This window comes from Methylocaldum sp. MU1018 (assembly GCF_053646775.1).
This window is the reverse complement of record NZ_CM132195.1, coordinates 3,078,437-3,092,099: the sequence shown is the minus strand read 5'-3', so window position 1 is coordinate 3,092,099 and position 13,663 is coordinate 3,078,437. Positions and strand designations below refer to the sequence as shown.

Below are 13,663 nucleotides of genomic sequence, written 5' to 3'. Positions count from 1 at the left end.
GGAAACTCACTCATGGATACCCTTAAGCCCTTTCCAGCCGACGGCGATCACATCGTGGCCGATAGCACGAATCCGGCCATTAAGTTGTATGGGCGGAGATTCTATAAAGACCAAACACAAGTCGAGTATCTTGCCGAGTTTCTACTGGTATTTTCCTCACCGAAGAAAAATCCTGCCGAGGCCCAAGAACGCCTAGGTGACTATAGCTTTAGTTTACCGTCCAGCGGAACATCGGGTTACTGGACTGAAAACCATATTGCCCTAAAGCTTTTCGCTTTTTTTCCTAGTTCCAAACTGGAAACCCGCCATACGGCGCACCGGGATGCCTATCTGGAAGCACTGGATGTATTGAAGGATCATGTGTCCGGCTCTGGTGAAAAAAGGGAAGAAACCGTACGTTTGCTGCAAAGCCTGCTAGGCGGTTTTGTCGGCGTTGGAAAAAATCGTACTTGGGCCACTTATACTTTTTTGCCAGTTTCCAAGGAACTCCTTGCAAGTGAATTAGTTTGGTCTCATTCAACAGCATTAAAGGATCAAATTAAGTCCTGGTCTGATTGCAGTTCTAGAAAGTATTTTGCATCAGATCGCCATATCTTTATGGCAAGAGGTGGTGAATTGCTGTTCTTGCAATTGGCAAATCTCTTTGCTGATCCAAATAACCTTGACATAAAGGCTATATTACAGGCTCCCTCCTACCACCATCTTGGTTGCAACCATATATCCGACTTGGCGCAGAAAGTAGAAAACCAGTTACGTGAGTTGTTAGTTGAGGCTGTCGGGACATTGTCGAAAATCGCACGATTAATTGAAGAAAGCCTTGCTCATTATCGCTTAGACACTCAATACAGTTATTCGAATTTGGGGTGGGTGCCTAAGGCTAGTCGCATCGAGGCACTGCTATTTGCGCAAGAAATACATAACCTGTGTAAGGCCACTTTAAGCCCGTTAGAGAAGCTGGATTTGTTGCAGACATTATGCTCACTTCATGTGTTGCGTAGTTTATGTTTTCAAGCTTGTCGACTGGATAATACGGAGGCGGCGACGCCAGGGTTCGTCGGGGGCTATGCTTGGATTCCTTGCGACCTTGAAGCAGAAGCTAGGTCGCCCATTCGCCTTATGGCCCAGGTTTCGTTTAACCACATCGAGGCCCTACTCTATCGTGTTCTTAGAAACAAAGATCTAGTCGACGCGGGTAACTCAGCTAGCCAAAAAGAAGCTGATAAGAATGGCTTCCAAATTTTCAGAAAAATCGGCAAAGAAACCGGTTTAGTCGTACCCCGCAAGGGTGGGGGGCAACGGTTTGTGTTGACTCCTGAACTGCTGCGGTTTCTCGTGGCTGCGTTGGTACGCCCTGGAGAGCGGATAAGACTCACTGAATTTTATCGGCGCGCTTTTGCTCATTATGGGCTAGCGCTTGGTGGCGAGTCATTGGCCGTCGGCTTGGATTGGTGCGGCACTGCGGGCGGTAAAAAGAGTTACGCCGTAGCGGCCGATACAGATTGGATCGAAGAAGCACTACAACAAGGTGGATTTCTCGTCGAATTATCGGACGCCGTGTCCATCGTATATAACCCCGGCGAGCTCAAGGACTAATCAATGAATCTGTTTGTCGAAAGCCTGGCGAATTATTTGAAACAGGAATGGGATCATGCACTCAACGCTGTCCATGGCCCTAAAGAGGCCCGTTTCATCCTGCAAAGCCTGGACCCTGAAAGCACATTTTCGTTGTTTGCTGAGTTGGAAGAACACCGCCAACGGTGGGGCCAACGGCATAGCATAGAATGCCATTTCCGCGTCGCGACGGGGTTATGGCGCGACTGGCAAATAAGCACCGATGCCGACACGCTCGATAAAGCCATGAGACGACTGGGCGGCTTAGGCCCAAATGGCGAGCGCTGTTGGATCGACGAAGACGATCGACTGACGTTCTACCGAAATCGCACCCGCGCCCCTCACCTGGATGGCCTGGTGGTGGTGTTGGTGGGTTTTAACCATGCCTCCGACCAAGGCGGACAAGCGGATTTTCACCGTGTAGACGAACAAAGGTTGTGGCAGGAGATGGGGCAAAGCTTCGAGGGCTGGGTGCGCCGCATGGCCGCGCATTATGCACCGGACGCTTCCGACATCGAAATCGAGCGTTTCGATGAGGTGATCCAGCAACTCTTTCATACCCGCTCACGACAGCTTAACAAGCTGGCTGAGTTTCTCGATCAGGTTGCCGGCGACGGTAAAGACATCGTGACGCTCGGTGATCTCTTAAGGAAACTCTGAACAAGTCCCTGGCCCCGATAAAATAATGCCCAACGTCCAATTTTAGACAGGTCGACCCCCGATGAAGCAACTCGGACTCAGTGCCACCGTGTTTGTGAAGAAACCAAAGCTGACCAAGCGTCAGAAATTTCTCCAGGAGATGGAGCAGGTGATTCCTTGGGGGTTGTGGACGAGCCGGATTGCGCCGTACTACCCGACGGCCGGCCGGGGCAGGCGTCCCTTTCCTTTGGAGACGATGTTGCGCATCCACCTGATGCAGCACTGGTTCGGCTACTCCGATCCGGCGATGGAAGAGGCGCTGCATGACATTCCGATGCTACGCGAGTTTGCCGGGCTGGATGCGGGCGAGGACGCCATGCCGGATGAAACCACGATCCTCAAGTTCCGGCGCCTGTTGGAAACCCATCAGATGGCGCAAACCCTATTCGATGAAACGGCGGCCCTATTGGCGGAAAAGGGCTTATTGTTGCGTCAAGGGACCATCGTGGATGCCACCCTGATCGCCGCCCCGCCGTCCACGAAGAACCGCGAGCGGAAGCGGGATGGCGAGATGAGTTCGACCAAGAAGGGTAACAATTACCACTTTGGCATGAAGGCGCACATCGGCGTGGATGCTGATTCAGGCTTGGTGCATACGATGGAAGTCACCACCGCCAAGGTGGCGGACGGGGTCATGACCGAGGCCCTGTTGCACGGCGAGGAGCAGGTCGTCCTGGGCGATCGGGCCTATACCCGCAAGGACCGCAATCTGGAGGTCGAACGCCAGGAGGGCGAGCCGGTCTGGGCGTTTCCCTTCAAGCGTAAGAAGGGCGAGGACTTGCCTGCGGAACAAGCGCTTCACAACCGCATGCTGGCCGCGCTGCGGGCGGTGGTCGAACACCCCTTCCGGATCGTCAAACGCCAATTCGGCTATACCAAGGTCCGGTACCGGGGACTCTTCAAAAACGGGCAGCAACTCTACCTGCTGTTTGCCCTCAGCAATCTCTACCAGGTGCGGGAGGAGTTGAGGGCGGCCTAGGGATCAATCCGTGCATCGCCCCGGAAAACCGGGGGCGAGGGGCGGAAAGAGCGCCGATAGCGGGCGCCAATGGGGAGGGAAAAACGACCTTTTTCGGCTGGTAGCCCCGGCCGGTTTATCGGAGCCACCAATAAAACGCACTTATTCAGAGCTTCCTTAAGACAGTTTTACGCGCGCTTGTCCTATTGGGGAATACCGCCGCTCCTGAACGTGCCAACCAGAAAGAAAGAAGTGACGTATTTGAAAGAGGCGGACGCTTTCATTAATCATCAGCGTTTCAAAACCCCCACCGAACAGAAAAAAGCCTGGAAGAAGCTGGCTGAGGCTTTCGCCGATGGCCGTTTGGATGTGCCCGAGGAGGTCGAACCCGCGCATGGTCCGGTATTCGCGGATACCAAAGCCTATCAAGCTGTTCTGCATGACTTCATCCATAGCGCCGATGGCGAGGCGCGAAAAAAGCTGTTGCAGGCCGATTTGGTGCCGGTGCTGGAGGTTTTGAAACGTAAGGACAACAAGCCTCCGTCGCCGCCCAAGACCCTGCGGCTTTCCGGCCTGAGCTTTGAAGTGATGCTGCAAGCGGTGTGGCATACCTTGCAGGAGTTCCAGCAGAAAGTCCTCGGTAACCGGCCACTAACAGAGATTCTCGATGGGATACGCATCTTCGTGGTCAGTTTCAACCATGATTTAGCCGCTTCCCCCGATAGTGATTTGGACAGCGAAGAAGTGGCGCGTGAGTTGTTGGACGGATGCTTGGGTGGGTTAGACAAAGTCTTCGAGCAAATCGACTGGCGTTTGCCCATAGATGCAGATCAAGCCCAGCTGCCGCGAGATGCTTGGGAAAAGTCCATTCCTTTGCGGCTCGATATGACTACGCTGAAGTTTGGCACCGGCAAAGCGCGTCCGCATGTGAAGCTGCGCGTCGAGCTTGAATATTGCCCCGGTGAGGAACCGCTAGTCGAAGACAGCGATGATGCCGTTATCGACGAGGAGGAAGTATCGAGTACACGGGCGTTTCGAAAGGCCGTCATTTGGGCTTTCGAGCCCACCCAGCCTGAAAGAGTGCGCTACGAGTGCGCGAAAGCGGTGTTGGAACAGTGGGGGTGCATGCAGCCGGGACAATTGATGTTACCCGCTTTTCGCATGCCTACCGTTGCGATGACTGCGTTGTATTTTGCCGCCGACGAGGAGGAGGCCAACCGCTTGGTCGCCCAGGCCCTCGCTGAAATGCGCGTGGTGAATCTACTGGCCGATCTAGGCCCGCAATCAATGGCTGGAGCTTTGCGGGGGGCCGTTCAGCAAGTGTCAGATGGTTATCGGTCTTGGCTGAAATGCTACGTCAAGAACGGCTACTACGCTGCCAATGTGGGTTATTTCCAGGCGTTTTCGAAAGCCTACCGGTCAGTGGCGGAAACGGTGCTGGACACCGGGTTGTTAGGTAGCGCTGAAGTTTTGCGGCGGTTGTACAAGTCATTCTTGTTGATCGACGAAATCGCGCAACCGAATGACGACTATTTGGCGTCGGCCGTCGCCTGGGGACTCAGTCCTCCGGTGATGGAACTAGCTGAAGCGCGAATCTGTTTCTTGCGGGATAGCTTCCCGGAAGTCGTGTGTGAACTTGCGCTAGGGCGCGGCGCTAAATCTGCATTCGAGCAACTGCTGAATCTGGCCGAACTCCACCGTCCGTTGGCTGGGTTGGTGGTTGACTCACATAAAAGGCTGTCGGCCGAGGTCAAGTCGTTTGGATTGTTGCACCATATAGGCATGAGTCCGCCCGTCGAGAAAAGCTTGGCCGTACAGACTCTGTTGCGCGAAGAGGCAATCGATGACGACGATGATATTGCCGACAGTGTGCGGCCAAACGCGGAAAGCGAGGTAGTGCTGCAAGTCTTACGAGATTATGTGCGCTTCTATCCCTTCGCCAATGATGGCATTCGAATTCTCGCTTTGAATGTGGATGAGCTAGCGACAATTCTATCCGGAGTTGACCGGTTTTTACGCGACTACCTTAAAAATGACTGCTCAGAAAATTGGCCGCCTTTCCACTGCTCGGTGATGGTGTACTCCACCTCTTCTTCGCCGATGGTGACGGAAAATCGTCTTACAGCTTGGCGTGAGCACCTCATGGAAACCTGCCGCGAAAATGGACGGTCTTTACGCTTGTCGATTGGCCATCGCTACGCACGCGAGCGTAATCGAATGATGGAGTTACTCACGCAAGAGGGGCGATTGTACGATGTGGCGTTGCTGTTCCACTTCCTCGAAGGCGAGTTGACCGGAGAAATCAAGGAGGCGCTGCCCTTCCAATTCGATTACAACCCGCTGAATATCAGCCGGTTTCCTATCTGTGAATACCCACGGCCAATCCAAGAAGGCAATGTGTATAAGCGGCAAAGCCTGTTGAGCAACCGCCGTCTCGGTATCCAAACTCGTCATGCGGACCTTTCGGCCAGGCTGCGTCATCCGCAAAACTCAAGCCGAAACCACCTCATTTTCGGCCATGTCGATTTTCAGCCATGGCAACCCGTAGTAGAGGGTTTGCATCAGAAGGCGCAATGGGTGGCCTGCATCGATCCTTTCGTGGACAAATATATGTTGTGCGGCAGAGAGGGGGATGGGCCACGCAAGATCGTCGGTTTTGCCTCTGGGCTTGGAGACCACGGTGAATTGAACCTGTCAGTTTCCACCGAGCAGGACACCCTGACCAGCTTGACGAATGTCGTGCATGGAAACCTGAGCGACTTGCTGCCACTTCAGCCATCGAACAAGCTGGGAACGATGGCATCACAAGTGGTACACGAAGCTGAGGAAATCATCGGCCTTGCATCACTGCATGCCGTGGTCGGTGAAGGCGAGAAAATCCGAGAGGTCGTGGGTTTCGCGGCAATTCGGAGGGCTCTGGCTAAGCCGGCGGGAGCGGATATGTCGCAATTGTTGCCAATCGATGCCTTACTGCATTGGTTCAAGGATAACGATGTCGTGCTACGCCCAGATTTATTGCAGGTGTCGTTGACCCTGCGAGAGAACGAGCTCCCGCTGGTTCAGGCGGTGGTGATTGAATGCAAACTCGGCCAACACAACCCGATCCATCAAGCCAAAGCTGTCGATCAAGTGTGTGCCGGTTTGAGCCATTTAACTCAGTTGTTCTCACCGAATCGCGCCGACATTGCCCGAATGAGTTTCGACCGTCGTTACTGGTGGGCACAGTTACAACGGGCGATGACGACGCGAGCCTTGGTCAATCTGCCCGAGGCGGAAAGAAATAAACTCGATCGGGCATTGGAGTATTTGGCCGAAGGCTATTATGAGATCACTTGGCATGGAGCGATTTTCACCTTTTGGACCGATGACCCCGGCCCGGACCCTGACGTGCAAGGGATAGCACTGCCAAGCGATACCTTGATGCGACCATTCCATGCCCCTGAAGGTTTCGCAATTTGGCACCTGGCTTTGGGATATGAAGGATTGTTGGATCTATTTGCCCAACCGAAATCGTCTCCACAATTGACCATGGAAGATAAGCCAGCCATCCGGATAGGTGCGGAAGTTGCGCCCCCTAGCTCCAAATCCCCACCAAAAGAGGACATGCAACCCTCGTCCACCGTGACTGTTGATATCGACACCACGCCTGGACACAAGCCGCCGTTGGCAACTCCCTACCACGAGCCTCTACCGGTCGACCTAGGTCTTGCACCTAAGACGGTGGTCACTGCGCCAAGCATCGAGACATCTGCGCATGCCGAACCGGCCAAGGTGGATCATTTACGGAAGTCTGGGAGTGATACAAGCGCCGGAGCATTGCCAGGTCATTTTGAAATCGTGACACCGAAAGCCGACACCGTGCCCGATAGGCTGCTGATTGGCATCCGCGCAAACGGCGAGCCGGTGTATTGGTATTACGGGCATCCGCGGTTGAATAACCGGCATTTGTTGATTTTTGGTTCTTCGGGTTCGGGAAAAACTTACGGTATCCAGTGCCTGTTGGCGGAAATGGCCGCGCAGGGCTTGCATTCGCTCATCATCGACTACACGGACGGTTTCTTACCACAACAGACCGAGCCCCTGTTTCGTGATGTCGCCAAACCGCAGGATCATTTTGTCATTAAGGATAAGTTGCCGCTCAATCCTTTCCGCCGACAACGGCAAATGATCGATCCGTCCATACCGCTCTTGGAAGAAAGCCCATTTCAAGTCGCTACCAGGATCGCCAGCATTTTTTCTTCGGTGTTTGAGACGATGGGCGATCAACAGCGCTCGACCTTGATTCGTGTGCTGGAAACCGGCATTGACCAAGCGTCTACCTTTAACTTGGACGATCTTTTACCTCGTCTGCGAGAGGAAGATTCCTACGGGGAGACGCTTGCAAGCAAGCTGGAGCCTCTGATCAAGTCGCAACCCTTCCGTGAAAGCGGTGATGAATCCGCCTGGGAACGCATGTTGTCCTCACCGGAGCGTTGGGTGCAAGTACTGCAACTCAAAGGGCTCGCCCGCGATATTCAAATGATGGTAACCGAGTTTACCTTGTGGGACTTGTACGATTTTGCTTGTAATAGTGGTAATAAAAACCGCCCCATCCCCTTGGTCTTGGATGAGTTCCAGAACCTGGACCGCAGCAGCGGTTCCCCTATCGATAAAATGGTGCGCGAGGGACGTAAATTCGGACTGTCCCTGTTGCTTGCCACGCAAACCATCAATCGCTTCAATCAGGACGAATGTGCCCTCCTATTTCAGGCAGGCCATAAGTTAATCTTCAAACCGGCCGACCCAGAAATCGACCGTTTTGCCCAGCTACTTAGTCAATACAAGGGTGGCACCAAAAGCGAATGGGGGCAGCATTTGGCGCGCTTGAAAAAAGGCGAGTGTTGGTCATTAGGTCCCGTGCTGACATCCAATGGCGCCCTGGAGGAAAAGGCTGTTCTGGTTTCCGTCACGGCTTTAGAAAAGCGGTCGTTGAACCGGTAACCCATGCAAAATTCCACACCAGATGTAACGACGCTTTCGCTAAGTTTCCCCCAAACTTTCCTACCGGACAGGGACCTTCTTGCCCGCTTAATTCGCTTTGCCGCCAATAATGGAAGTGGTGATAAAGAAACTATCAGCACGGAAACCGGCATTCCGACGGGTAAAAGTACCGGGAAGGTCGAGCCGATGATTCGTTATGCCCAGGGCATGGGCTTGGTGAAAGCCGAGAAAGATGAAGGTGTCTGGCGATTGCGTTTAACTCCGCTCGGGCAAACCGTAAGTGAACAAGATCGCGCTTTGAGTGAGCCGGTGACCCAGTGGCTGCTGCACTTGATGTTATGCCGTCGCGTTGGTTTGGCTACGCCTGCAACAGGTGTTGCCGATGCGTGGTTTTTGCTGTTCGGAGAGGGCGCGGTGCGCCTCGGCAAGCGTTTCACCCAGGCTGATTATCTTGCGGCCTTGCAGGAGCGCCACGGTAGTAAGGCTGCTTTGAAGACCTTGGCAAGCTTGGTTTTGCGTAATTATTTCGAGCCTAAGGCATTCGGAAGTATAACTGCTTTGCAAAAGGAAGAATCCCCCGACGGAGAGCAGTTTTTCATTCGCCAAAGCGTTCCGTTCAAACCCGATTATTTCCCCGCTTATACCGCGTACCTCTATTTACTTTGGGATGAATTTTTCAGCGGCCAGGTTCAGATCGATTTTGATGAGTTCGCTGCGCAAACTCGATTATTGGCTCTGTTCGGCTGGGTTGAGGGGCAAATAGCGAACTGGCTCGACTGGATGACGAACCACGGCAGCATAAAAGTCGACCGACACACCGGAACGCCAATTTTGCTGCGCTTGCAGAAAACAGACACCGTGCTCGCAGGACTTTACGACGGTCTCATTTAATTTCGGAGTTATCAGGAGAAGAACTTTGGAAATCGGCAAACTCATCCGGTTCCAGGAGGAACGTTTTTTCGAGGGTGCGGTACAGTTACGCTGGCTGCAAACGCAGGAAGAGAAGGCTCTTCAGGCCGCCCAAGCATTTGTTTTTCATGGGCCCCGCTATCACGGTGCGAGCAGTGCTGAGAATGAGGGCATACAAGGTGGCTACCGGCTGAAGGATAGCGCCAGCTTCGTCCGGGACCTGTTGAAATCCATTGATGCCGGACGGCGAGGCGAGGAAACGAATCCATATTGGATGGTCGTTGCAGGCTATGGCTCCGGTAAATCCCACCTCGCTCTGACTTGCGCGGCTCTCCTCGGCAGAGACGCACGTGTTGCCGAATCGATCTTGGCGCATATCGAAAAGGCTGATATAGCCATCGGCGCTGAGGTACGCGAGCAATACACTCAACTTACCAAACCTGTCTTGGTCTTATCCTTGGACGGCATGTCCGGGTTTCATCTTGGCAATGCGCTCAATCAAGCCGTCCTCGCCCAGTTGCAGCATTTTGGGGTCGATTCGAGTGCTATTCGTGATCTGTCGCCTCGCTTTCAAACCGCGGAGCAATTCGTCGAACGCAATTTCGAATATCGCTGCGATAGTTTTTCACGGCATTTGCCGGGGCTAGATAGCAGGGAAATTCGCGCTCGCTTGCGCAACAACGATGAAGATGTCTATACAGCCGTCGATGCTATTTACGTCGATGCGAATGGTTCACCCATTCCAGTCGTCGGTCAAGAGTCTGCGCAGGAGTTGATAAATACTCTTTGCGAGGTGTATTGCGGTCCGGACGGTCAGTTTTCGAGCATCGTCATTCTGTTCGATGAATTCGGCCGTTATCTGGAATACGCAGCCGAGAAGCCAAGACTGGCCGGCGACGCGGCGTTACAGCAGGTGTTCCAAGGTGTGCAGGACAACAGTGGCAAAGTTCGTTTTGTGGGGTTTATTCAATACGAGCTCAAAACCTATCTGAAGCGCTTCGGCAGCGCGGATCTGCGCCAATTGCAGCGTTATATCACTCGCTTTGACGCCGCCCAGAAGTGGTATCTCTCAACCAACCTGGAAACGATCTTCGCCCACATGATCGGCAAGAACGAGGCCGAACTGAACATGATTTGGCGCCATACCCAGGCTGATATCCATTGGCAAACAACCTGGCGATACCTGTCGCAAAGCATTCCCGGCTTTCATCGATTTCCGGTTTGGAGCGAAGTCGAGCAGTTTTCCCGAGTCATCGGTCAAGGCTGCTGGCCCTTGCATCCCTTTGCCACCTGGTTCTTGACGCGCCAGAGTGATGTGGTGCAATCGCGCTCGGCATTGACGTTCATAAAGGACGTGATTGAACACGCAGCCGGTGAAACCGCGCTCATTAATGGACGCCTGCGGCAAATCAGCGCCGCTGAGTTGGTGCTGACAAGCATGTTATCGGAGTTGATCGCTGCGGAACGCGAAACCGGCGGGACGAGCGCAGAAACCCTGCAATTGCTGTTAGCGAAATTCCAAGCGCACCTGAATGCTGAGCAGCAGCGGGTACTGGCAAGCGTCGCAATCCTCGCGAAGATGCGGATCGGGAAGCGAAACCAAGAAACCATGGATCGCTTGATTGGGGAGGTAGCCGCGCTAGATTTAGAGGATGTGAATACGGCACTCCGCGTCTTGGGCCAGGAGCTTGGTGCCTTGGAATGGAATCGAGACCTTGGACAGTACGAGCTAATTGCTGATGCGGCAAGCCGGGGGCAGTTTCAGCAATGGCTTCGCAAGAAACAGGCGGCTATCAGTGCCGATGCAGTGCGCGACTTATTTATCCGACGCGCTGCAAAGGATAGCGAGCTCGGTAATGTTGAAAGCGATTTCGGGCATCACCACGATATTCGAACCAAAGAGTGGCTTTTCGATGCGCAATACGCGCATGTCCACACCATAGAAAACGCCATCAAACGCGCATTTCAAGAATGGAGAGAGGCCACCGATCCGGGCGAGGCGAAAGGCCGCTTGGTATATCTGTACCTCCATGCCAACGATGATGTGCCCACCGTGCAAGCCAAAGTACAAACCTGCTTGCGCGACGAACTCGGACGTTTGGGACTGGACAAGGCCTCTATTTGGGTGATTGGCATCGTGGACAGGCGCGGTTCCATTGCGGAACACATCGCGCGCTTAGAGATATTCGAGGAGAGTTTACCGGATGAGACCGAACGTTTTCGGCGTTTCATTCCAGAGGAACGCGATCGCAGTCGGTTATCTTTGAGCGAGGCCGTTCGCGAGGCGATCGGCGATCGTGCTTTTTGGATCGCAGGCATTGCGGAAGTCCCTGCAGGCCGGCTGAAATCCGTCGCCGAGGCTATAATTTGCCCAAGTTTATCCGCATGTCTTGCCATTCCCGTTTGACGGATTCGCCACTGCTAATGGTGCTGGTGCTGCTGACGCGGCTCAGTTGGTACGTAGCCTGACCAGTGGCCAAGTTGATGGTCATTGGGTCATGTCGCAAGCAAAGAGGCTGCAGAATCGTGCAAGTTCGGTTCTAGCCAACAGTTGGCGGGCCTTGCCTTCCAATGGACAACTGACCGCACCGTCTGAACCCAAAGTCAAAACGGTCTATGCCTGGTTGCAACGATCCCATCGAGACGAGCCCACGAAAACCCTCTGGACGTCCTATCGCGCTTTGATCGCCCCACCTTACGGCATGAATGCATCATCCGCTGGTTTGCTGCTTGGCTTGCTGATCGGAAGCAGCAACCCACCCTGCCGCATCGAGCAACGAGGTGAAATGGTTGCCTCTAGCGACTGGGTTGCCTCAGCCGTTCATCCTCAGAAGCATTTTTTCAAGCGAGAGATTCTAGAAAATACCACTCTGCGGTTTTTATCGGAAAACGCGGAAACTCGCTGGCGGTCTCTGTTGGAGCGCTGGGAGAGCGAGGAAAACTATCAGAAAAAGGTTGATATCAGCCAAGAAGCCGAGCGGCTTCGGCGGGCCGACCCACTTCCCGAAGTTCTCGAAGGACGCTACTGCTATTTACGAGACGAATCCGAAAAGGCCGCGAAGCAATTGTTGATTGCTCTATCTCAACGGAATGAATGGGAGCGTGAGCTTGAAAAAGCGGACCGCCAAAATGATGTCGGCACTCTCCTGAGAATTGGTAGCCATTTGGTGAAGCAGCGTGCCGAGATGGAAGACAATCCCCACTGGTCCCAAACCGACGTCGATGCATGCGATCAGTTGCTGGAGCCATTAAGGAATATGGTTTCAGCATTGATTAACGACTGGATTCCAAGACAGAGTTGCAACAGTGTTCCTAAGGTCGGCGAATTTCGGCACCGTATTGAAAAAGCGTGCGCAAGTCTCAAGGATCTGGGCTTCAGGAGAGAATCAGAGGTTCTTGAGCAGCAATCCTATCGTGCCATTCATCAAGTGGAGCAGCGGCAGAGGTTTTCTCTAACGTTGGACGAAAGTGACGATTATCCGCGTCAACCCGCGCCCACTGAATCGACGCCTGTAAAGGACCTCAGGAATAGTATCGAACAGGGGGAACGCTTAATCGAAGCTATTAAAAAGGCGGCAACGGCGCTAAGCGAGGAAGAAATTGCTGCAAGGATCAACGCTATTAAACGGCGGCAGTCGAATCTGAAAGACATGTTAGTTCGCCAACGAAATGCCCTTAGCCAGCTTTACGGCGTGAAAATCGAAAGCGACGCTGCGTTACAAGATACCTTATTGAAAGTGCGAAGGCTGCGCGAGATTTTTGTTGAGACATCTGATGCAAACGAGATCAATGATCTCGTGGTTCAACTAGAGCGTATTCAGACTGATATTGCGGCTTGGGAAAGAGACTCGAATAACAATCCGGAACATTTATCCGATTTGTTGCAGCAGCATATCATGCATCAGCTCGACGATATCCAGGCGTTATTGGAGGAAAAAGAAATCGATCCAGCTTGGGATTTAATGGGTATTTATCAGTCCATCGCCCAGGAGCGAGTTCATGTTCAAAAAAGGCTTTCTGCTGAGTGGCTCAAGCCAAGGCTGGCGTTGGCGACTGAGGTTTTGAAACTAGACGCCAAGCGCTGCGATTTGCTGGCAAGGGAGCTTGCTGCAGCCCCGGAATATCTTTCAAACGATGACCGGCAACAAGCTGAAAAGCTGCTACGCGAGGTGAATGAGCGGATCGCCGAACTCGCCGAGCAGCATCGGCATGAGCAGGCAAGTAAATGGCTGCAACGCTATCTTGGGCTTAGCGAAAGCAAAATCGCATCGCTCGATCGATTTGAAACCGAGCAGTATCTCAAGGAGTTACGGAACCCGCCAGTCGATTTGGTTCACGAGGAACGCACCGACGTAGAGCCTATCCTGACGAGGTTGATGACTCATCTTGATCACATCAGTATGGATGAAATCCTAGGACGCATTGAACGGCTTCCCATTGAGCGGCAACGCCAACTTCTTTCGATTTTATGTGATCGTCTAGCAGCTTAGGAGGAAGTGACTTTGT

General features: G+C 53.2%; 7 protein-coding genes. All 7 read left to right on the top strand.

The genetic code is table 11. The features are described 5' to 3' along the window. Nucleotides 1-12 precede the first annotated feature (12 nt). The 7 genes from ACWJKU_RS14195 to ACWJKU_RS14165 all read left to right on the top strand — a co-directional run bounded on the left by ACWJKU_RS14195 (nucleotide 13) and on the right by ACWJKU_RS14165 (nucleotide 13,647). On the top strand, nucleotides 13-1,593 hold the full coding sequence (locus ACWJKU_RS14195) for a hypothetical protein (RefSeq protein WP_454143180.1): 1,581 nt from the start codon (nucleotides 13-15) through the stop codon (nucleotides 1,591-1,593). A 3-nt stretch (nucleotides 1,594-1,596) separates the two neighbouring features. Beyond that, nucleotides 1,597-2,271: a hypothetical protein gene (locus ACWJKU_RS14190; protein ID WP_454143178.1), complete on the top strand. Its 675-nt coding sequence runs from the start codon at nucleotides 1,597-1,599 to the stop codon at nucleotides 2,269-2,271. 61 nt (nucleotides 2,272-2,332) lie between these two features. Continuing rightward, nucleotides 2,333-3,289, top strand: coding sequence for an IS5 family transposase (locus tag ACWJKU_RS14185; RefSeq protein WP_454143176.1), 957 nt, complete (start codon nucleotides 2,333-2,335; stop codon nucleotides 3,287-3,289). A 231-nt stretch (nucleotides 3,290-3,520) separates the two neighbouring features. Next, nucleotides 3,521-8,248 carry an ATP-binding protein gene (locus ACWJKU_RS14180; RefSeq protein WP_454143174.1) on the top strand — a complete coding sequence of 1,576 codons (4,728 nt, stop codon included), beginning with the start codon at nucleotides 3,521-3,523 and terminating at the stop codon, nucleotides 8,246-8,248. A gap of 3 nt (nucleotides 8,249-8,251) precedes the next feature. Then, nucleotides 8,252-9,139: a hypothetical protein gene (locus ACWJKU_RS14175; protein ID WP_454143172.1), complete on the top strand. Its 888-nt coding sequence runs from the start codon at nucleotides 8,252-8,254 to the stop codon at nucleotides 9,137-9,139. 25 nt (nucleotides 9,140-9,164) lie between these two features. Next, nucleotides 9,165-11,564, top strand: coding sequence for a hypothetical protein (locus ACWJKU_RS14170; protein WP_454143170.1), 2,400 nt, complete (start codon nucleotides 9,165-9,167; stop codon nucleotides 11,562-11,564). Beyond that, nucleotides 11,548-13,647 carry a hypothetical protein gene (locus ACWJKU_RS14165; protein ID WP_454143168.1) on the top strand — a complete coding sequence of 700 codons (2,100 nt, stop codon included), beginning with the start codon at nucleotides 11,548-11,550 and terminating at the stop codon, nucleotides 13,645-13,647. Before ACWJKU_RS14170 ends, ACWJKU_RS14165 begins: the two co-directional genes overlap by 17 nt. Nucleotides 13,648-13,663: the final 16 nt, after the last annotated feature.